This window comes from Planctomycetaceae bacterium (assembly GCA_041398785.1).
Classification (GTDB): domain Bacteria; phylum Planctomycetota; class Planctomycetia; order Planctomycetales; family Planctomycetaceae; genus JAWKUA01.
The window spans coordinates 1-21,397 of sequence record JAWKUA010000005.1 but is presented as its reverse complement, the minus strand read 5'-3'; the positions used below and the strand labels follow the sequence as shown (position 1 = coordinate 21,397).

The 21,397-nt window shown below is 59.9% G+C and carries 20 protein-coding genes and 2 pseudogenes; 17 read left to right on the top strand and 5 right to left on the bottom strand.

What is annotated here, in order from left to right; genetic code table 11:
• Positions 1–30 precede the first annotated feature (30 nt).
• The 5 genes and pseudogenes from R3C19_07150 (at position 31) to R3C19_07130 (ending at position 5,611) form a co-directional block, all read left to right on the top strand.
• Positions 31–978, top strand: coding sequence for a hypothetical protein (locus R3C19_07150; protein MEZ6060119.1), 948 nt, complete (start codon positions 31–33; stop codon positions 976–978).
• A gap of 146 nt (positions 979–1,124) precedes the next feature.
• Positions 1,125–1,232 (top strand): annotated as a pseudogene (locus R3C19_07145) (hypothetical protein).
• 21 nt (positions 1,233–1,253) lie between these two features.
• Entirely contained in the window at positions 1,254–2,183 is a 930-nt protein-coding gene (locus tag R3C19_07140; protein ID MEZ6060118.1) for an HAD-IIB family hydrolase, read from the top strand.
• A 38-nt stretch (positions 2,184–2,221) separates the two neighbouring features.
• Positions 2,222–4,177 carry an amylosucrase gene (locus R3C19_07135; GenBank protein ID MEZ6060117.1) on the top strand — a complete coding sequence of 652 codons (1,956 nt, stop codon included), beginning with the start codon at positions 2,222–2,224 and terminating at the stop codon, positions 4,175–4,177.
• Positions 4,178–4,795: 618 nt separating this feature from the next.
• Positions 4,796–5,611 (top strand): HAD-IIB family hydrolase, encoded by an 816-nt coding sequence (locus R3C19_07130; GenBank protein MEZ6060116.1) that lies wholly within the window; start codon positions 4,796–4,798, stop codon positions 5,609–5,611.
• Positions 5,612–5,906: 295 nt separating this feature from the next.
• On the opposite strand, the gene R3C19_07125 is transcribed toward R3C19_07130, so the two are convergent.
• A complete protein-coding gene (locus R3C19_07125; protein MEZ6060115.1) occupies positions 5,907–6,875 on the bottom strand; it encodes an amidohydrolase family protein in 969 nt (322 codons plus the stop codon).
• 239 nt (positions 6,876–7,114) lie between these two features.
• Here R3C19_07125 and R3C19_07120 point away from each other — a divergent pair, with 239 nt between their 5' ends.
• A complete protein-coding gene (locus R3C19_07120) occupies positions 7,115–7,483 on the top strand; it encodes a helix-turn-helix transcriptional regulator (GenBank protein MEZ6060114.1) in 369 nt (122 codons plus the stop codon).
• Between the two features lie 242 nt (positions 7,484–7,725).
• On the opposite strand, the gene R3C19_07115 is transcribed toward R3C19_07120, so the two are convergent.
• Positions 7,726–9,162, bottom strand: coding sequence for a hypothetical protein (locus tag R3C19_07115; GenBank protein ID MEZ6060113.1), 1,437 nt, complete (start codon positions 9,160–9,162; stop codon positions 7,726–7,728).
• Positions 9,163–9,848: 686 nt separating this feature from the next.
• On the opposite strand from R3C19_07115, the gene R3C19_07110 reads away from it, so the two are divergent.
• Complete coding sequence (locus R3C19_07110; GenBank protein ID MEZ6060112.1) at positions 9,849–10,103, top strand: hypothetical protein; 255 nt, start codon at positions 9,849–9,851, stop codon at positions 10,101–10,103.
• 126 nt (positions 10,104–10,229) lie between these two features.
• Positions 10,230–11,810 (top strand): hypothetical protein, encoded by a 1,581-nt coding sequence (locus R3C19_07105; GenBank protein ID MEZ6060111.1) that lies wholly within the window; start codon positions 10,230–10,232, stop codon positions 11,808–11,810.
• Positions 11,811–12,111: 301 nt separating this feature from the next.
• Here R3C19_07105 and R3C19_07100 read toward each other — a convergent pair whose 3' ends face one another.
• Positions 12,112–13,731 (bottom strand): hypothetical protein, encoded by a 1,620-nt coding sequence (locus tag R3C19_07100; protein MEZ6060110.1) that lies wholly within the window; start codon positions 13,729–13,731, stop codon positions 12,112–12,114.
• A gap of 1,076 nt (positions 13,732–14,807) precedes the next feature.
• Entirely contained in the window at positions 14,808–15,044 is a 237-nt protein-coding gene (locus R3C19_07095) for a hypothetical protein (GenBank protein MEZ6060109.1), read from the bottom strand.
• Between the two features lie 93 nt (positions 15,045–15,137).
• On the opposite strand from R3C19_07095, the gene R3C19_07090 reads away from it, so the two are divergent.
• From R3C19_07090 to R3C19_07080, 3 genes are read left to right on the top strand one after another with little or no spacing between them, the layout of a single operon-like run.
• A complete protein-coding gene (locus R3C19_07090; protein MEZ6060108.1) occupies positions 15,138–15,275 on the top strand; it encodes a hypothetical protein in 138 nt (45 codons plus the stop codon).
• Positions 15,254–15,628, top strand: a complete 375-nt coding sequence (locus R3C19_07085; GenBank protein MEZ6060107.1) for a hypothetical protein — start codon at positions 15,254–15,256, stop codon at positions 15,626–15,628. The genes R3C19_07090 and R3C19_07085 overlap by 22 nt, the downstream gene beginning before the upstream one ends.
• Complete coding sequence (locus tag R3C19_07080; protein MEZ6060106.1) at positions 15,585–16,085, top strand: hypothetical protein; 501 nt, start codon at positions 15,585–15,587, stop codon at positions 16,083–16,085. The genes R3C19_07085 and R3C19_07080 overlap by 44 nt, the downstream gene beginning before the upstream one ends.
• On the opposite strand, the gene R3C19_07075 is transcribed toward R3C19_07080, so the two are convergent.
• Positions 16,077–16,223 carry a hypothetical protein gene (locus tag R3C19_07075; protein ID MEZ6060105.1) on the bottom strand — a complete coding sequence of 49 codons (147 nt, stop codon included), beginning with the start codon at positions 16,221–16,223 and terminating at the stop codon, positions 16,077–16,079. The two genes, R3C19_07080 and R3C19_07075, sit on opposite strands and share 9 nt — an antisense overlap.
• A 344-nt stretch (positions 16,224–16,567) precedes the next feature.
• Here R3C19_07075 and R3C19_07070 point away from each other — a divergent pair, with 344 nt between their 5' ends.
• The 6 genes and pseudogenes from R3C19_07070 to R3C19_07045 form a co-directional block, all read left to right on the top strand.
• Positions 16,568–18,550: a DUF1549 domain-containing protein gene (locus R3C19_07070; protein MEZ6060104.1), complete on the top strand. Its 1,983-nt coding sequence runs from the start codon at positions 16,568–16,570 to the stop codon at positions 18,548–18,550.
• Positions 18,526–18,879: pseudogene (locus R3C19_07065) on the top strand (DUF1553 domain-containing protein). Before R3C19_07070 ends, R3C19_07065 begins: the two are co-directional and overlap by 25 nt.
• 151 nt (positions 18,880–19,030) lie before the next feature.
• A complete protein-coding gene (locus R3C19_07060) occupies positions 19,031–19,372 on the top strand; it encodes a hypothetical protein (GenBank protein MEZ6060103.1) in 342 nt (113 codons plus the stop codon).
• Complete coding sequence (locus tag R3C19_07055) at positions 19,299–19,532, top strand: hypothetical protein (GenBank protein MEZ6060102.1); 234 nt, start codon at positions 19,299–19,301, stop codon at positions 19,530–19,532. Before R3C19_07060 ends, R3C19_07055 begins: the two co-directional genes overlap by 74 nt.
• Positions 19,533–19,601: 69 nt before the next feature.
• Entirely contained in the window at positions 19,602–21,041 is a 1,440-nt protein-coding gene (locus tag R3C19_07050) for a DUF1501 domain-containing protein (GenBank protein ID MEZ6060101.1), read from the top strand.
• 63 nt (positions 21,042–21,104) lie between these two features.
• On the top strand, positions 21,105–21,397 hold a 293-nt coding region (locus R3C19_07045), incomplete at its 3' end, for a sulfatase-like hydrolase/transferase (protein ID MEZ6060100.1).

The window sequence follows — 21,397 nt, the reverse complement described above, 5'->3', positions numbered from 1 at the left end:
CACTGCTGACAGAAACCGAAACACCTGGAAATGACGACTTCCCGCGAAATCGGCCAACTGAAAATCTGTCTGATCAGTCTGCACGGGCTGATTCGTGCCACGGAGCCGGAGCTGGGGCGCGACGCGGATACGGGCGGCCAGGTGATTTATGTTCTGGAACTTGCCGCGGAGCTGTCCCGGCACCCGCAGGTTCACAGCGTGGAACTGCTGACGCGGCAGATTATCGATCCGAATATCGACGAACAGTACGCTCAGACCGAAGAACCCATCACGGACAAAGCCAGGCTGGTGCGTATTCCTTCGGACCGAGCGCTATCTGAAGAAGGAATCGCTGTGGCCGTTTCGGAGATGTTCATCGACCAGACGCTGGTGCATTTTCGGCAACGGTCTTCCGGATGTCATCCACGGCCACTATGCCGACGCCGGATACGTGGGTGCTCAACTGGCGGCTGCTGCACATTCCGTATGTCGTTCACCGGCCATTCGCTGGGGCGCGTCAAGAAACAGCGGCTGCTGATCGGCCACAAAAACCCGAAGCAGCTCGACAGAAAATATCACTTCCACACCCGTATTGAAGCCGAAGAGACCGCTCTGGAAACGGCCTCACTGGTCGTCACCAGCACCAATCAGGAAGTCGAACAGCAGTACGCGATTTACGATCATTACCAGCCGGATCGCATGGAAGTGATTGCTCCGGCCGTCGATCTGTCCGCCTTCCATCCGCCCGATGAATCCTGGACCGAACCGCCGATCGCACGGGAACTGGCCGCGTTCCTGCGGGATCCCGAAAAGCCCGTGATCCTGGCGATGGCGCGTCCGGATGAGCGAAAGAATCTGAAGGCTCTGGTGCGTGTGTTTGGCGAAAGCGAAGAGCTGCAGAATCGAGCCAACGGTGATGGTCATGGGAACCCGCGACGACATTCGCCAGCTTCCCAAACCGCAGCAGGAAATCATCAACGAAGTGCTGTACCTGATTGATCTGTACGACCTGTACGGAATCGTCGCCTATCCGAAGACGCATCAGCCTTCGGACGTGCCGGACCTGTACCGCCTGGTGAATCGCCGCCGGGGTACGTTCATCAACCCGGCTCTGACGGAACCCTTCGGCCTGACGCTGCTGGAAGCTGCCGCTTCCGGGAGTTCCCATCGTCGCCACCAACGACGGCGGTCCCCGCGACATCATCGCCAACTGCCGGAACGGGCTGCTGATCGATCCGCACGACGACAGCGCCATCGAAAAAGCGCTGCTGAGAATGCTGACGGAACCGGAACAGTGGGACGAATGGTCGGCCAGCGGTATTCGCGGTGCGACGGAACATTATTCGTGGAAACGCCACGCGGACCGCTATCTGCGCGACATCACGGATATCCTGCAGCACACCGACCGGCCGGCGATTCTGGAGGAAACGCGCCGACGCCGAATTCCGAACTTTGACCGGCTGATCATCACGGATCTGGACAACACGCTGATCGGTGATGACGAAGCCCTGGCCGAATTCCTGGAAGTCATCAACAAGGCGGAAAACGTCGGCTTCGGCATCGCCACCGGCCGGACTCTGCAAAGCACTCTGCAGTTGATCGAAGAAATGAACCTGCCGAATCCGGATGTCCTGTCGACCGACTGCGGCACTCAACTGCATTACGGTAAGGACAGGACTCCCGACCTGAGCTGGCAGAAGCAGATCGGCGACGCCTGGAAGCCCGATGAAATCCGCGAGCTGCTGGATCGCCAGCCCGGCTTCTTTCCGCAGCCCGAAGAGAATCAGTCGAAGTACAAAGTGTCCTATGAAATCGACGCGTCGGTCGCTCCCAAAATCAGCGGCATCCGGAAAATCCTGCGCGAAGCCGGACTGCGGGCGAATGTCGTGCTGTCTCTGGAAATGTACCTGGACGTCATCCCCGTTCGCGGTGGCAGCGATCTTTCCATGAGGCACCTTCTGTGGAAGTGGGGATTTTCTCCCGAACATGTCCTGGTGGCCGGCGATTCCGGAAATGATGCCGGGATGCTGCTGGGAAGAACTCTGGGAGTCGTTGTGGGCAACCACAGCCGTGAGCTGAACCGGCTGAAGAAACGCCCCCGCATCTACTTCGCCACGGCAACCCACGCGCGAGGCATTCTTGAGGGCATGAATTACTACCAGTTTCTGGACAACATCGTCATTCCCAATGATCGGATCGACTGACACCGACCGGCTTCACCGCGGAAAAACGGGGAATCCGCGTGCCGGCGGGATTGCCTTCGAAGCCGAACTTTCGCTGCAACGGCTGCTGCCTCGCGGAACCGATCTGGGAAGCCACCGCCGCTGATGCCGCCCGTCGCCACGAATTCGAACTGCGGCTGAACGAATACTGGCCGGAACTGTTCGGACTGCTGTTCCGCCTGTATTCCTCGCGCTATGACTTCTTTTATCACCTGGAACAGATCCTGCTGACTACGGCTCGCGCCTGGGCCGAACGCCCCGATGCGCTGTGCGCTGAAGACCACCACCGCATCAATGAACCGGACTGGTTCGCGTCGGAAAAGATGGTCGGCGGAGCCCTGTACGTGGATCTGTTCAGCGAAAACCTGGGACGCCTGCGGGAACACATCGGTTACTTCCGGCAGCTCGGGCTGACTTACCTGCACCTGATGCCGCTGTTCGCCGTGCGTCCCGGCGACAACGACGGAGGCTATGCGATCAGCAACTACCGCTCCGTCGATCCCCGCCTGGGCACGATCGACGACCTGCGGCTGCTGGCCAGTGATCTTCGCGAAGCCGGCATTACTCTGGTGCTGGACTTCGTGTTCAACCACACGTCGGACGACCATGAATGGGCCAGGCAGGCTCAGTCCGGCAACCTGGAGTTCCAGCAGTACTACTACATCTTTCCGGACCGCACGCTTCCCGATCAGTACGAACGCACGCTGCGGGAAATTTTTCCCACCGTCCGCCACGGAAACTTCACCTGGCACGATGGCATGCAGCAGTGGGTCTGGACCACGTTCAACAGCTTTCAGTGGGATCTGAACTACAGCAATCCGGCCGTGTTTCGATCGATGCTGGAAGAGATGCTGTTCATCGCCAACACGGGCGTTGACATCCTGAGACTGGATGCTGTGGCGTTCATCTGGAAGCGGATGGGAACGAACTGCGAAAACCTGCCCGAAGCGCATCTGCTGATTCAGGCCTTCAATCGAGCGGCTCGAATCGCGACGCCCGGCCTGCTTTTCAAGTCCGAAGCCATCGTGCATCCGGACGAAGTCGTGCGTTACATCAGCCGGCAGGAATGCCAGATTTCGTACAACCCCACTCTGATGGCACTGCTGTGGGAATCGCTGGCCACGCGAAAAGTCAACCTGCTGACCAGGACGCTCAGCCATCGCCACAAACTTCCCGACGACACGTCCTGGGTCAACTACCTGCGCTGCCACGACGACATCGGCTGGACGTTTGATGATGACGACGCCGCGGCTCTGGGAATCAACGGCTACGATCATCGCCAGTTTCTGAATGAGTTCTATACCGGGCAGTTTCCGGGATCGTTTGCCCGAGGCGTTCCGTTTCAGCTCAATCTGCAAACCGGCGACATGCGCATTTCCGGAACGATGGCATCACTGGCCGGACTGGAACAGGCGATCGACAGAAATGATGAACGTCTGAAGGATCTGGCCATCCGCCGAATGCTGCTGCTGCACGGCGTGATTCTCAGCGTCGGCGGTATTCCTCTGCTGTACATCGGCGAAGAATGGGGCGTGATGAACGACTACGACTTCGTCAAGGACCCCGCCAAGTCAGGAGATTCCCGCTGGGTTCATCGTCCGAAGATGCAATGGGAGTTTCTGGAAGATCTGAAGGACAGCGTCTCCGCGGGGATGGGTTCGATCCGCCGGCAGATCTTTCGATCACTGCAGAAGCTGATTCAACTCCGCAAGTCGCTGCCCGCGCTGGCCGGACAGAAGATGGAACTGTTCGATACCGACAACGAGCATACGCTGGGCTTCGTAAGGATCTTCGACGGTCATCGCGTGGTCGTTTTGGCAAATTTCTCTGACGACGTTCAGATCGTCGCCGGCAACAACCTGCGAACCGCCGGCATGGGCCGATTCTTCGAAGACGCCATCAACGGCAGGACGTTTCCCACGTCCGAAGACCTGCAACTGGAGGCGTACCAGATCGTCTGGCTGCAGCGAGTCTAATGTCATACCAGGCAGAGTTTTGGAGTGCGGCGACTCGTCGCCGCTTTGGTTTTCGCCTTGCGATTGCTGTCCAGGTGAACCGAACGGCCGATCAGGCATTCGGCGATTCGTCGAAATCCAAAGCGATGCTGAACCATCGCACTCCAAAGATTTGCATGCAAGAGAGCGGGTCGTCGAACAAGCAATGTTTTGGAGTGCGGCGACTCGTCGCCGCTTTGGTTTTCACTTTGTAAGCGTTGTCCAGGTGGACCGAACGGCCGGCGTGATTTCGGCGATTCTTCGAAATCAAAGCGATGCTGAGCCATCGCACTCAAAGATTTGCATGCAAGATCGTCGAACAAGCAGCGTTTTGGAGTGCGGCGACTCGTCGTCGCTTTGGTTTTCCCTTGGGAGGTGAACCGAACGGCTCAGGCATTCGGCGATTCGTCCCAAAGCGTGCTGAACCATCGCACTCCAAAGATTTGCATGCAAGATAGCGGGTCGTCGAAGGTGTCTCCGGGAGGGCGAGGCTCCCGCCGAGCCGCGTGTGCCACAGGACGTCCGATATGGCAGCGGCTCGGCTGGATGCATCAATTCAGTGCTGACAAAGCAGCGGCCATTCATCGAACGAGAACCAGGATGGAACACGACAAGCGAAACCAGTTGATCCTTGCCACCGATCTGGACGGGACGTTCATCCCGCTGGATGGCAGCGAACAGAATCGTCGGGATCTGCGAACACTGGCGGATGAACTTCAGCGGCGAAATGTTGTTCTGACGTTTGTCACCGGCCGCTATCCGGAATCGGTCCAGCAGGCGATTGACTACTACAAGCTTCCGGCTCCGGACTGGCTGATCTGCGACGTCGGCACCACGATTCTGCGTCGTGACGCCGACGGCAGGCTTCACCACGTCTCAGAATACGACGACGCGCTGCAGCAGCTTGTCGGTGACTTTTCCGTAACGCAGCTTCGGCGCCACATGGCGGATGTCGCGCTGGTGCGGCTTCAGTCGAAGGAAGATCAGCGTCCGTTTAAGGCGAGCTACTTCGTTAATCGAAGCCGCCTGGCGGAAGCTGTGGCCGCAGTCGAGTCGCGGCTGACGAAACTATCCGCTCCGTATTCGATCATCCACAGCGTTGATCCGTTCTCGGATACCGGGCTGATCGACCTGCTGCCTGCCGGCGTTTCCAAGGCATTTGCTTTGAACTGGTGGACGGACTTCACCGGGCACCATCATGAATCGGTCGTCTACGCGGGAGATTCCGGGAACGACCTGGCGGCGTTTACGTCGGGTTATCGGGCCGTGATCGTGGGCAACGCGGACCGCGACGTCGCAAACCAGGCCGTGGAAGCTCACCGCCGAGCGGCCTGGCAGAACCGCTTGTTCCTGGCGACCGGTTTCGCCACGAGCGGCGTGCTGGAAGGCTGCCGCCACTTCGGCCTGATCGACTGACCGGGCAGTAGCCGAGTTTTCGTCTCGCTTCCGCGCACCTCATTCCAGGGCTCCAGCCCTGGAACGGACTGCCAGGAAGGCTCCGCCTTCTTCTGTGCAGCCGGAAGATCGTGGAAGGGGCGTCCGTCTGCTGTGCCGCGGGGACGGCGCGCTCGCAAGCTGCCGCTAACCCGGATTATTCACGGTCTTGTACGACGGGACTCCGATCCCGTCGCGGCAATTCGACGGGATCGGAGTCCCGTCGTACGAACCTCCCGGCTAAGACAGTTTCGGCGACGGATTTCCGCAAGCGTCCTCACGCATAGAAGAACACTCGCTGCGCCGTTTCCTGAAGCAGTTTGCGGCGGTCGTCGTCCGTCAGGAAATCCACGGTATCGCGAATCAGACTGATGGATGCGGCGTAGGTGTTGTCTCCATCAAGTTGATACGGACAGTCGCTGGCCCACATCAGCCGATCCGGCCCGAACGTTTCGTACAGCCGTTTGATCATGGGAATCAGATCGTGATACGGCGGGCGCTTGGCGCCCAGAGCGTAGTAGGCGGAAATCTTTACGGTCACGAGTGGATGTTTCGCGAGAGCACACAAGTCCGCGACGTCCTTTTCGCGAATGTTGCCATCGACGCCAATTCGGGCGAAGTGGTCGATGACAACGGGAGTTCGCGGATGACGAACACAGGCGGCGGCGACCTCCGGAAGGTTGTTCGGATTAATCAGGCAGCACATCGGCTGCCCGGTTTCGGCGGCTGTCTTCCACATGTCGGTCATGCCGTCGGTCTGCAGCCAGTCGCTGATGCCCTTTCGAGGCGCGATGCGAAACCCGGTGACTCCCTGCGACAGAAGTTCCTTCATTGCGCGTCCGCAGTTTGGCCTCAGGTCGTCGACCATGCCGACGACACGAAATCGATCGGGATGCCGACGCCAGGCGTCGATCAGGTAGGAATTGTCAAAGCCGTGAAACACGGTGTGCTGAATCAGGACGACACGGTCAACTCCCTCGGGAGCCGCCAGGGCCATCAGTTCATCGTCCGTGAAACTGCGGGGCTGCAGATCGTCGACGCCGATCCCCGGCTGAAGCTGAAAGTGCGTGGTGTCGGGAGTCCAGATGTGCGAATGAGCGTCGATCCAGCCGGAACCGGGTTGCCGGCTGCCGGAGAACGGTGCGGCGGAGACCGTCGACTGACGTGCGCGCGTCATCGCACAGGCGGCGGAAAGGGCTGCGGTGGCCAGCATTCCGCGACGGGAAACAGGAGTCGTGTGTTGCATGATCGATATTTCCTGAACTGAATCGTGGCAGGCCGATGGCGGCCAATCTACACGGAGCAGACTTTTCTGGCAAAAGTCGGCGGGCTTTTTGTTCCGTTGTCGATGAGTTTCAGGTCAGGCCGGGCGCTCGGACTCCGCGCCGTGAGGATGCCCGGCATCACGATGGCTTTTGCAGGATGCGGAGTCCCCTCAAGACATCAGAGTCATCATCACGCTGGACAGCAAGTCGGAGGACCCACATGGCCCCCAAAAAGAAGCACGCCGCGGGCAAGGCAGCCAAGGGCGATAACAAGTCGGCAACCAATGGTCGGAAGTCGGCGGGCATCATCGGAGGGCGAAACGCGAAAGTGTCGCCTGCGGTCAGTCGACATGTCCGGCGAACAAGGATCTCCGCGGCCGAAATGGCGCTGGCGAAACTGGCCGACGAATTCCAGTCGCTGCGTGAACAAAAAGGGATGTCGGTGGCTCAGGTGGCAAAGGCGTCCGAGGTCGCACCGCAATCAATCATTCAGTTTGAAAATCGGACGCGGCCAATGATGTTTGACAAACTTCACGCCATCGCCGCAGCGCTGGGACATGACCTGGTCCTCACGCTGCGGCCGAAATAAACTGGCGAACGCTGAATTCGAAGAATTCGAAACGGCGGAACAAAAATCCGCCACGCAGACGGTACCGCATTCAATCGCCGTGGCGGCGTTCGTCGGCGCATCCGGCTTCTCTACTTTGACGGAAGCCCGCTCGGCAGACGGACGTGACGAGCGATGACGCACGCACCGGATGGTGTCGCTCACACAGCGGAACACCGCCGACGCCGTTTCGTTCCGGTGGCACGTTCCGCTTTGCCGCTGATTCAGGTAAATGCCGACACGTCCGGGTGCTCGGCGATTCCGAACGGAGCTTCGACGACGCTGGTGAGTGCCAGCATCCCGTCGCGAATCGCCAGAGTCGGAAAGCCGGACGGATGGCGAGTGTACAAGTCCGGATGGCACCTCAGCACGCGTTCCTGCTCCTGTCTCGGAAACATGCTCAGTCCCGCGAAATAGTGGTGGCCGTTGCGTTCGACATGGCGGATGCCAAGTGTCGCCACGACGGCCAGATCCTGCAGCAACGCCACCGGTCCCACGTTACCGAGATCTTCCGCCGACAGAATCGCCGAACTCGCGCAGGTTGCACGACCGCGATTCACGGCCGCGATCGTGGCCGCGTTGGCCAGCCCCTTGATGATTCCCTTGCAGTTCTTATGGCTCGTTCCGCGGTATCCCAGCCGCAGCGCGTCGGGAAGACTGTGCAGTTCCGCATCTGATTCATCGATGATCAGCGGTGGAGCGTTCGGCCACGACGCGATCGATTCCCCGACCTTTTCGTCAAATGTCCGATCGCGGCGCAGCGGTTGTTCGACAAACAGCAGCGACCGGTCGAACATCGCTTTCAGACGCGGATCGGTCCGGTGAGAATCCCAGTGTTCACGCAGAGTGCCGATGTCGCTGAAGTTTTCGTTGCCGTCCAGGCTGAGTTTCAGTGCCGTCCCGACTTCGCGCGCGAAGATTTCCGCCAGACGAGACAGCCGATCGTGGTCGCGTTCACGGTCGCCGAACAGCTTGACTTTGAAATGCGTCAGGCCGTACGTCCGAATGCACTCCGTCAGCGAATGCGGCAGGCCGTCATCCGGACGTTCGTCGTCACGGATTTCATCATCCGTCAGCGGGTCAGCCATTCCCACCGTGTGCCGCACCGTCACTTGAGTCAGCGGCGCAGCGGGCAGGAAATCCGCGGGCTGCGTTCCCGTCAATTCCGGCCGAATCGCGCCGAGTTCCACGTTCAGCAGATTGTCGCGCAGTGCCCGATGGACGGTTACGCCGTTCGCGCGGCAGAAGGCGTCCAGAACGGCGCGTTCGATCAGGCTCACGCCCAGACCGATCAACAGCGGCGCAATCTGCTGTTGCTGGCTGAAGTGATACTGAGCGTCATAGAGTTCCCGCCACCAGTGAAAAAACGTCGGCTGCGCACCAGCATCCACGGCCACTTCCGCGGCATTCCGAATGACGCGCTGCATTTCGGGAAGATCGTGATCTTCGAACGACGTGTCCGGATCTTTCGTGAACCACTTCGGAGGCAACCCGTCAGCGCTCAGGCCAATTGAAGTGACGGAAGAATGCTGTCCGGAGAATTCCACTTCGGCCTGCACAAAAAGATGCGGCAGCCTTGTCAGCGTCGCGATTCCGTACCGAAACGGAAAACGCGTGGACATCGGCAGTTCGAAGAATTGAATTCGCAGAACTCGCAGCATGGAATAGTCTGTTCAGATTCCGGAAACAGAAACCGGCAGCGGCAGGATAAAGAACGGTGGTACACCTGGAAATGGGGGTGTCGATCGAAATGCGTTTCAGGCCCGGCGGGCCGACATACCGTTAGCCGGTGGCGTGAGCCACCGGTCAGGCGCTGAGCTCTTGGCCCAAGCCCCGGGACGGGCGACACAGAATCGCGCAAGGCGCATGTGTCGGCCCTTCAGGTCTGCAGGCTGCAGGCGCGAAGGTGCCGGCTACCGGAGCCTGCCGGCTCCGGCAAAGGTTGTACCTGCCCTCCGGGCATCAGCATTCAGGCACAACGCTGACGTCTGTTCGTCGCCAAAAGATCATTGCGGCGCACAAGCGTTATTCGTGGCAGCGATTGTGTGCGGCTCCCGCAAGCGGACTCTCGGCGACACTCCGATTCCCCGGACGAGCCAGAGAGGCGAACAGCAGTCTCGGTAGAGTATTTCAGGCCGGAGCAGCGATGGAAAACGACAATCCGTATGCGTCTCCAAATCGGAATGATGTCGATGAAAGCATCGTCGCGCCAACGGAGCTGGTTCCGATAACGGAATGTCCGAACTGCCATGCCCCCGTCACGTTCTGGCGGACCTTCTTTCAGGTTTCCCCGATCCGGTTCAGATGCCGATCATGCGGGTCGCGATTCCGAACGCAGATCGCAGCAATGTCCCTCTGGTTTGGATTGGGATTCTTCATCGGGGGAGCTTTCGGCGGCGGGATGATTTTCACTTTTGATCGTTTCGGAGTATTTGGGAGTCTGGTCTTTCTGGTCGTCTCTTGTCTGGTGGCATTCGGCTATCACGCCGCCTGGTTTCGCCATCTGCGGGTCTACGGTCGTTTCGTTGTCCCTGTGTCCAGAGATCGCCCGGTGTCGATTGCCGGCGATGTCGGTGACCGGCAGGACGGCAACGTTCTCTGAAATCCGCGGTTTGCCGGCTCCCGGACAAAAATCGGTCGTTGCCCGCTCCCAGGCGTGATCGTAGAGTGACAGCCGTGACGTTGGTTTGTCGTTCAAGGGCCAAATCGAGGGGAGCAGAACATGGAGATGAAGCACTGTTGGAAAACGAGCGGTCGCCGGCTGTCGACGCTTATTCTGCCACTTATCGCCGGCGTCGCTGCAGCGGTGTCAGCACATTCGCAGGACGACAACACGGCGGAAAAGCCTCCGGCGATCGTTATCGCTGATGAGCCGATCACCGTCGATCCGGCGACGCTGATGCCGGAGCAGCTTTCGGTGAATGCCACGGTTGATCTCACGGATTCGTCGCTCGCGGAGATTGCCGAGTGGGTCCGCACGACAACCGGATTGCCGGTGATGTTCGACAAGGCAGCACTCGACAGTCAGGGAATCGTGCCGGGTGAACCGGTGAGTGACGAACTGAATAACGAGCCGGTTTACTTCGTCCTGAATCGACTCCGGGTGCTCGGTCTGGCATGGTTCGTGGACGACAACATCATCATGATTACATCGGAAAGAGCCGCTGAGTCGCGGTTGTCGACGATGTCGTATTCCGTCGCCGATTTGCTGGATTCCGGCTTCGAGCCGCAGACGTTGTCTCTGGTGATTGAACAAACACTCGGTGGCAACTGGGACGAAGGCAATTCAACGTCTGGCACCGTCGAATGGCTTGGCGACGTGCTGTTCGTGCGGCACAACGATGAGATTCATCGCCGGCTGCGGGGACTGCTGTCCGCGTTGAAGCAGCACGGTCGTCGCACGTTTATCTTTGATCCGCCGGTACATGAACTGCTGCGACAGCGACTCAACGAAAACGCCAGCGTCGATTATTCCGACATCCCTCTGACAACAGCCGTTGCGGAACTGGCTCAGCAGACCGGCATCGACATTCGACTGGATCTGACGGAACTTCGAAACGCCCGCATTCGCGAGCGTGAACCGATTTCGCTGAAACTGGCGGATCGTCAACTCAGCACGGTTCTGCATGTCATGCTGTCTCCATTGAAGCTGACATGGGCGATGCGCGACGGAGTGCTGTGGATCACCAGTGAAAAAAAGGCGGAAGGTGAAATGCTGACGGCGGTCTATGACGTGAGAGACCTTTGTCGTGACGATTCCGAATCCTTTGCCTTGCGTTCGGCGCTGGTGTCGCAGACATCGGCCAATTGGAGCGACAGAACCAGCGGCGGTGATCTGAAGGCCGCGTCGCACGGAGCGCTCGTCATTCGGCAAACCATGAAATCGCATGGCGAGGTCCTGAACCTGCTGGAATCCTACCGCGCGGCTCTGAAGGTCTCTCGGCCTCGAAAAAAGGCCGACCCCGACGACGAAATCGACACTCGCTACTACCGCGTGCAGACTCCCGTGGCCGAGTCCCTGGCGACTTTGCTGCCTGAGCTGGTCGCAGCAGAGACCTGGAAATCAGACGCACACCCCGACGCGCCGGGCACGATCCGGTCGATCAACGGCGGGCAGTCGCTCATCACGGACGACCTCGGAGAAACGTCATCGTCGCAACTTGTCGAACAGACAGTCCTGCTGATCACTCAGCAGAAGCGGCATCACCGCACGATTGAAGACGTGATCCGCCGGGTTGAAAACGGCGACGGGTCACTTGAAACGCACGGCATGGGAGGAATGGGCGGCGGCGGTTTTGGCGGTTTCTGAACCCATGCCCGGATTATTCACGGGTATGTACGACGGGACTCCGATCCCGTCGAATTGCAGCGACGGAATCGGAGTCGGGTCGTACAGCGTGCATTTCGCTGATTTGACATCGCCTCCGTTTCCAAGACGCCTTACGGCAGGAAACTCTGATCGCGTGAATCACCCGGACACGGCGTCCATCATTCGTTCGCGCAGAAAAGCGGGCTGAGCCACCAAAACACGGCGGCTCAGCCCGGTCAGAATTCCCGGTTGATCCGGATCGGCAAATCACCTAGTCCCGGATCAGTTCTGTATCAGCATGTTATCGCTGTGCCAGATCCAGCGGAGCTCGCAATTGCAGAATCGCGTCGCTGATGTCGCGAGCCAGGTAGGCGATGTGCTGGCGGTCTTCCGTATTGCAGCGGCTGAGGTACTGATAGACCCGCCTCCAGTCTTCGTACAGATTCGCCACTTCACGGTTCAGATCGGATGCCATTGGCCGGGATTGCAGGAACTGCTGAAGTCCCTGCGATCGCTGAGCGAACAGAGCTGACGCCTGCAAAGCATCGGTGCGGAAGGACTCATTGCTGCGTTCCAGCCAGTGCTTGACGTCGAAGTTCAGATGATCGGCCAGATTTCCGAGATTCGCGGCGATCGGCAGCAATGCTCGCGTGTCGATGGAGTTCGTGTTGCCGGACAGATTCAGTTCGTTGCGAAGCGAGAAAATGCCGTCTTCGATGTTCTTCAGCACGACACGTCCGGCGGAGCTTTTCATGCCGGCGAAACTTCGAATGAAATCGGCTCCATACTGTTCGACGTATGAGTACGCGTCCAGGATATCCTGATCACTCTGATTCCGGTCCAGCGTTTCACGGAAGTTATGCACGACGCCGTAGAAGTTGTCGGCCGTTTCCAGAATCGAAGCGACGTCGCGGAAACTGAGCAGCAGCTTCAGAGGTGTCCGGTTGTAGAACTCATCGACGTCCCGCAGCAGGTCGTCGGCCACCTGCCGGAGGTGCTGACGGTTTGATGACTTTTCCAGCCACAGCAGGTCATGCATCTGGTCGTCGGCATCCATGATGTTTCGAATCGCGCGTTCGATGTAACGATTGTTCAGCGAACTGATCCGCGGATTCAGCGACGCCCACATCTGTTCGTAGCTCTTGTATTCGGCGACTACGGTGGCGTAAGAGATCTGATCCAGCACCATGCCTTCGACGCGAGCGACCTGCTGTTCCAGCTTGCGGGCGTCGTAGACAAGATTCAGAGTCTGCTGAGTTCCGTTCGGATCGAGTTCCAGTTCGTCAATCAGATTGCGGATGGAGCTTCGCAGAATCGACAGCTCCAGCAGCACCTGGCGACGGTCAAGCTGCGGATCCATCTTAAACATCCGTTCGAGTTCCGCACCCAGGCCGTCAATTCGCTTGACGGCGTCCAGAGTCGTGCGGCTGACTCGCGGTGACTGACTCAGCTGATGCGACAGCAGCCTCCAGTCGCTGTTCAACTGCTGGAACTGCGGCAGCATTCTTTCCAGCGGGATGCCGTCGCGAACGTCCTGATTCAGACGTGCCGCGCGAGCTCGCATCTGCACCAGGTCGGCCAGCAGCGGCCGCAGCTCCGGATAGCGGCGATAGTCGGTGTCCAGCAGCCTGTACAACTGCTCGGCTTCCGAGATGGAATTGTTCAGAAGAGTCTGCAGCGTCCGAAGATCGACATGCGAAAGGTCAACGGGAGCCGCGGAGAGCGCTCCGACACCCGAACGAAACACGCCGCCCTGCGGTCCGCCGACTCCGTCGTTCAGCAGCCGGTTCACATCGTTCAGATCGGATTCCCGCGCGCTGATGCGGGAAGCCGGCTGCCCCATCACAGCCGAAGACATCGTGATTGTCAGCATCGCCGCCAGCATTGAACGGCACCAGTCGTCACCCCGGAATCGCAGCATCGTTGGTATCCTTTCCCATAGCACAGACCGCGACCGGACACCGGCGGCGGTCACTCCCTTGAATCAGCACGTCCGCCCTCGCACTGCGGAACGGAACCCGCAGAGCCACACAACATGTGCGGGACTGCTCCGGAGTTTAAGAAAAAACCGGCAATCAGCGGAACAGGAGTTTTTTCCCGCAAAAGAAGCGGCGTATTGCGGCAGATTTTGCCGCCGAAATCCGTCACAAATTCGCAGGGAAAGCCGAAGGAGCACCGCCGGTAACCGGATTCATACTGGCCGCGGCGGACGCCGGTACTTTTCGCTCTTCTTCCTCCCGCGAGCCCGAATGTCTCAAACTGCCCCGCTCGCGGTGGACTCGTGCGCCGGACAGAAGGCAGCCCGTGCTCCGGCCACTTATGCGACAGCGAAGTCCCCTTTTGCTGCGCCCGTCAGTCTTGTGCAGTCCGGCTTGAATCCACGAATGGCGCACGCTCGGAAGCAACCGATCGATGTCGAATCGAGGACCCGGCGTTGCCTTGGAGTGCGATGATCCAGCATCGCTTTGGATCTCGAGCAATCGTGGAGCTTCCGTCCGTCAGCCGATTCACATGTCATCGCTGACAACGCGAAATCCAAAGCGACGGTTGCCGCACTCCAAGTTGTCCCTTGTTCGAAGACTGGACCTTGAACGAGCGTCTCTTTGGGTACGATGATCAGCATCGCTTTGGATTTCGGCAATCGTGGAGTTCCGTTCGTCCGGTCGATCCACCTCAAACGCAGCGTCAGCAAAATCCAAAGCGGCGACGAGTTGCCGCACTCCAAAGTTGTCACTTGTTCGAGGATAAGACAAACCCCCGGGGGAAGCGGGTGGCAGGAATCTCGCGGGGCTCAAAGCCTGGCTTTCCACGGAGGCGGCGTTTCTTCAGAATGCGGCGGTGCGAGTTCCCGCTTTTTCCGCTGACAGGCATGATGCCATGACCGAATCATGACCACGTCCCGAGCGTCTCGCAATCGTCGATTGGCCGGCGATTGCGGTCTGGGAACTCTTGTGCTGGCCGCGGGTGTGCTTTGGAATGCCCGCGAACTCGGCCATATCACCAGCCCGGCGTTTGAACCGAGTGGCGTTTTCTGCTTTCCGCCTTCACGGCGTTCGTCAGTGTGTTTGCGTGGATGCTGTTCAATCCCAACCGGCGGGATGCGTCCGAGTCGCCGACGCTGATGCTGACGGGAGCTGTCACGCTGCTGCCGCCGTGCATCATCGGATTTTGTCTGATGTCACCGGATTCTCCGCTGCGTGGCTGGCTGGCCTTCGGACTGCTGGCGATCGGCATCGTGCCGTTCCAGGCCCTGTTCCCGAAGAGTTCTTCGCCGTGCCTCGCCTGCGAAGTACGTACCTGCAGCCCGCTCGGAAATGGAGATTCCCGATGCGTGGATTTCCCGTCACGGAAACCAACTGGCTGAAGGATCCGGTCGTCGCCAAAGCGGTCGCCGCGACTCCGAGACCGTCGCTGGCTCCAGTGCCTACCGCGGACGATCCGCCGTGCTGGACGGTACCCGGCTGACGCGAGCCGAACGACTTGCCGAACGTCGCCGTCGCCGGGCCGACGCTCGCCACGCCGACGCCGGAGAAGCAGAACCGTCATCGGAATATTCCGGAAGCTTCGAACCCATCCGAAAGCCCGTGGCCGTCAACGCCGCCGACGGTACCACGCCGGCGTCGGTCGATGTCCATCGGCCGGAGGACCGTTCCACCGCGAAAACGCCGCGACGTTCCCTCTGCGGACGAATCGCGGCCGGATTCCGTCAGACCCGCGGCCGAGCCGGCACCATTCGTCGATTCACGACCGCTGCCGCCCGCGGAACGTCCAGCAGTGCCACCGGTCGCACCTCTGCTGCCGTTGATCGCGCTCGATGATTTCATTGACGATGACGCAGCCGACGTTTCGGTTCACGAGGTTCCGGTCCACGACGTTCCGGAACGTGACATACGGAACGAAAAAATCGGATTCCGCAGCGAACCTGCGCCGGACACCCTGCGCGTTGAGCACCCGAGTCACGAAAATCTGGCCGCGCCAAAGTTTGAACGTTACAGGGACGAATCCGGCAGCGAGCTTGTCGAAGGAACCATGCTGGTCCGCTTCGAGCGCGGTCAGAAGAAGGTGAATCTGCACGTGCCGTTTTCGCCTCCGCTGGCCGGCACACCGGAAGTCGAATGCGAATCGGTGGGCGATCTGCCGCTGCGGCTGAAGGTCCCGGTTCGGCAGTCGTACGGCCTTCGGATCGAAGCTCGCCGCAGCAACACGGACGAGCCTGCCGAGACGGAGATCGGCTTCGCGGCCATCTACAGTCCCAACAGCAGCGCGTCACGATGAACACGATCGCATCGCGTTGAATTCGCGGGAATTGACAACATCGACATGCTTCACGATTCGTTCAAGATGTTCGATGTCCTGCAGAGACTCCCGCAGCACCTGCGTCAGATGGAATGAAGGCACGCTGCCGGGCAGCATTCCGGCGACGTCGGCTGAGCCGCTTTCGCTTCAATCGGCCGCCACACGGCCTTGGCGCGAACCGACAATTTGGCGCGTCGTCGCGAGGCTGTTGAACCCGCAGTCGGCCCCGCATCTGCCGCACAACCAGGCACTCCCGGCAACACCTGGTCGATTCAGCCAGTTTTCGTGACTGGTTCGAACACGAAACGCCGCATCAAATACGCTTCTCACCCCCAGCGCCAGGCAACACAATGGATGCTGGAAGACGGCTGATCCGCCGGCTGCCATGGCACAGCACCGCCAGGTCCGGATGGAATCGGTCGACGCATATTGGCCCATGAAGTCGGAACGGAAATCTGCGAATGTCGAACGCAATGACAACACAAATCCAACGCCGTCAATTGCCGATCGTGAGTATGCTCGTCGGCGCTGCGTTGTTGTGTTCGTGCGGCGTTGCTTCGGCCGATGATGCGAAGCCGGCGGAACGCGACTTCACGCTCAAAGTTCTGCCGCTGCTAAAGGAAAAGTGCCTCGGTTGTCATGGCGGTGATCCCGACGACATTCAGGCGCAGTTCAGCGTCGTCGATCGGCAGCGGCTGCTGAAAGGCGGCGAATCCGGGGAACCGGCGGTCGTCCCCGGCCGTTCCGGCGAAGGCTCACTGCTGCCGGCCATTCGCTGGGAAACTCTGGAAATGCCGCCGAAGGAAAACGATCGCCTGACGCCCGATCAGATCGCATTGGTCGAACGCTGGATCAATGCGGGTGCTCCCTGGCCCGATGACGAAACGCAGGCCCGCTATCGAACGGAAGCCCGGTCGCAGGCCGTGACCGACGACGGCATTCGCATGACCAGCAGCGGCGGCACGTCACAGGAATGGACCGATCGCCGCTATCAGCCCGACGACCTGTGGGCATTTCAGCCGGTGCGGGAATTGACGAAAGAAGAACTGCGAGTGCTGATCGACGAAGTCCACGCGCCGGACGCGAACTCACGCTCATCCGCCAGCGGTCAGCAGGCATCCATCGTCAACCGTCAATCGCCTTCCATCATCGACGCTTTGATCCTGCGCAGTCTGCGCACCGCAGGCATCAGACCCGCTGCACGTGCCGACGCTCGCACGCTGATCCGCCGCGCGACATGGGATCTGCACGGACTGCCGCCGACACCGGAAGACGTTGACGAATTTGTCGCCGCTGAGACACACGACCACAATGCCGCCTGGAGCGCGCTGGTCGATCGACTACTGGCCAGCCCGCGCTATGGCGAACACTGGGCGCGGCACTGGCTGGACGTCACGCGCTACGCCGACACAGGCGGCATGTCGAACGATTTCGAACGTTCAAACATGTGGCGTTATCGCGATTACGTCATCAGGGCCTTCAATGACGACAAGCCATACGACAGGTTCATCATCGAACAACTTGCCGGCGATGAACTGGCCGATGAATCGGTTCGCCGGCGAACCGGCGGCGCAGAATCTGTCGTGCATCAGACTCAGATCAGCGGCGACTACACACCGGAAGAAGCCGAATGGATCGTGGCCAGCGGCTTCCTGCGTCTTGGTCCGTGGGACAACGCAATGGTCACGGCTGAGGAAGCTCGCCAGCTCTGGCTGGACGATCTTGTCAACATCACCGGCCAGACATTTCTTTCGACCACAATGCGCTGCGTCAAGTGTCATGACCACAAGTTCGATCCGATCCCGACTCGTGATTACTATCGGATGTATGCCGCCTTCGCGACCACGCATATGGCCGAACGTTCGGTACCGTTCCTCCCGCGCGAGAACGGCGCCGGCTTCGACTCGGGCCGTGCTCACGCCCGGCGAATGCTCGACTTCGCCGTCACGGAGAAAAACAGACTCGTCGAAAAACGAGAAGCCGCGGCGCTGAAATGGTTTCAGGAACACAACCTGCCCTACACGGACGAGGCGGCTCGAAAGGATCTGCCGGACGAAGAAAAGCCGCCGCGAGCCGTCGGACTGGACTACATCGACGAAGGGCAGCTCAAGGTTCGCGAACAGGATGAATGGATCTGGACTCGGCGGCTGGAACGTTACGAGCCGATGGCACAAAGTGTCTATAACGCTCCGGCGGCGAACCTGGCCTGGAACGCCGCCCGCAAGTTACGAATCGCGCGGGCAAAGAACGCGCCGCCGCCTCAGAGTCATATTCTCACGGGTGGAGCCCTCACGGCGGTTGGTGACCAGGTCTCACCCGGTGTGCTGAGCGCCGTACCGGTCACCGCCGATTCGACGGCGAACGATCCTTATCTGCTGACCACGGACATCGACGGCCGAAGGCTGGGCCTGGCGGCTGGATCGCCGATCCGGCCAACCCGCTGACCACCCGGTCGATCGTTAACCGCATCTGGCAGGGACATTTTGGCGTCGGCCTGGCCGCCAATACCAACAACTTCGGAGCGAAGGGAGCGAAGCCGTCACACCCCGAATTGCTCGATCTACTCGCGGCCGACCTTGTGTCCGGTGGTTGGAAGATCAAGCGTCTGCATCGCCGGATCATGCTGACCGAAGCGTATCAGCGGTCGTCCGTTCCGACCGTCGACGACGGCTGGAAGACGAAAGATCCGGCCAACCGGCTGCTGTCGCACTTCCCTCGTCGTCGACTGAGTGCCGAGGAAATCCGCGACGGCATCCTGCTCATCACCGGCGAACTCATGCAGCGTGACGGCGGACTGCCCGTCATGCCGGAGATTAACATGGAAGTCGCGCCGCAGCCGCGGATGATTCAGTTTTCCGTGGCACCCGCCTACCAGCCGTCGCGCACGCCGGCCGAGGAATTGTCGCACGATCTATGCCTATCACGTGCGCGGTCAGGCCGATCCGTTCACGGAACTGTTCAACCAGCCGAATCCCAACGAATCCTGCGAACAGCGGGAATCAGCGGCACCGGCACCGCAGGTCTTCACGCTGCTGAACAGCGATCAAATGACCGACCGCTGCATTGCCTTCGCCCTGCGCCTGCAGCGCGAGTCCGATGATCCGGCGCGCAGGTTGACCGCGCCTTCAACTGGCGTTCGGCCGATCCGTAACGACCGACGAAACGGCTCACCTGCTGCGATATCTCGGCGAGATGGTCGCCTACCATCAAACGACACACGCAAGACCTGTCACGTACCCCGCCGAAATCACGCGGTCGCTGGTTGAGGAATTCTCCGGACGAGTGTTCGAGTACCAGGAGATTCTTCCCGTGTTCGAAGACTACGTGGCCGACACCAAAGCCGCAGATGTTTCGCCGGAAACGCGGGCTCTGGCGGACGTGTGCCTGCTGCTGCTGAATGCGAACGAGTTCATGTACGTGAATTGAAACAGAACCTGCCGGCACACTGTCCACGGTGACGGCCCTGACTTCCAAGTACGAAAACGGCAAGACGCAATGACCGGGAGCATCAATCGTCAACTGTCACCTGAGACTCATCGATCACGACGCAGCTTCCTCTACGGGCTCGGCGCATCCTTGGCGGCGTCGCGGCTGTCACAACTGCTTGCCGAAGATCAGCCTGCCGAAGATCAGCCAGCCGCGGCCGGACCCCTGGCTTCAAAGCAGCCGATGTTTCCCGCGCGGGTGAAGAACGTCATCATGCTGTTCATGGAAGGCGGTCCAGGCCACATGGACACGTTCGACCCGAAACCGGATCTGTCACGACTGCATAAGACGGAATCGAAGCTGTCGTTCGGACAGGAGACCGGATTTAAGTTCTTCGTCGGCAGCCCGTTTTCATTTCGCAGAGTGGGGAACACCGGAATTGAGATGTGTGACCAGTGGCAGCACCTGGCCGATTCGTATGTCGCCGACGAACTGTGCAACTTCCGCGGCTGCCAGGCGGAATCACTGAATCACCCGGAAGCATTGTTCCACATGAACACCGGCAGCCGGCTTGGCGGCGATCCGGCTCTCGGCGCGTGGACCACGTACGGACTGGGAACGGAAAACCGGAATCTGCCCGGCTATGTCGTGATGACGGAACTGGCACTGCCACAGGGAGGATCCACCAACTGGAGCAACGGATTTCTTCCGCCGCACTATCAGGGAACGCGCCTGCGGCCCGAAGGTTCGCCGCTGCTGGATCTGGCATCGCAGCCCAACAAGACGCGTGAACATCAGCGCCGGGCACTCGACGAGCTGGCCTGGCTGAACCGGAAACATCTGGAATCGGTCGGCGGCAGCGATGAAACACTCGCTGCACGAATCGAAAGTTACGAGCTGGCTTTTCGCATGCAGGCGGAAGTGCCGGACGTGATCGATCTGAATCAGGAGACGCAGAACACGCACCGAATGTACGGCATCGACGATCCGGACACGCAGACGTTCGGCCGTCAGTGCCTGATGGCGCGAAGGCTTGTCGAACAGGGTGTGCGCTTTGTCCAGATCTTCAGTGGAGGCTGGGACAGTCACGACTATCTGCAGCAGGGGCACACGGCTCGCATCAGAAGCGTCGACAAGCCGATGGCGGCACTGATCCGCGACCTGAAACAACGCGGCATGCTGAACGATACGCTCGTGATCTGGACGGGAGAATTCGGCCGCACGCCGGACAACAACAAGCGCGGCGGCGTGTATTCACTCGGGCGAGGCCACAACAATCGCGCGATGACAATGCTGCTGGCGGGCGGCGGTGTGAAACCCGGAGTCGTCGGCGCGACCGATGATCTGGGCTCGACCGCCGTCGATTGCGTGCATCCCATCCGCGACCTGCACGTCACGCTGCTGCATCTGCTGGGCCTGGACGACAACAAACTGACCTATTTCCACGCCGGTCGCTTCAAGCAGCTCAGCCAGTTCGGCGGAAATCTGATCACGGAGATCCTTTCGTAGCGGATCAGTTCACAAAACGGTGGCAACACAGCAACTCCCGAGGTGCCATTCATGAATCGCGCGATGACTACGATCACCGTCTGCCTGCTGTGCGAGCTGATGTCTCCGCAACCGGAAGTTGTCGGCGCAGAGCAGCCCAACATTCTGTACATCATGTCCGACGACCATGCGGCCCATGCGATTTCCGCGTATGGCGGAAGGCTGGCCGAAGTTGCGCCGACGCCAAACATTGATCGACTGGCGAACGAAGGCGCGCTGCTGACCAATGTCTTCTGCACGAATTCGATCTGCTCGCCGTCACGAGCCTGTGTGCTGACCGGGCAGTACTGCCACACGAACGGCGCATTTGATCTGGC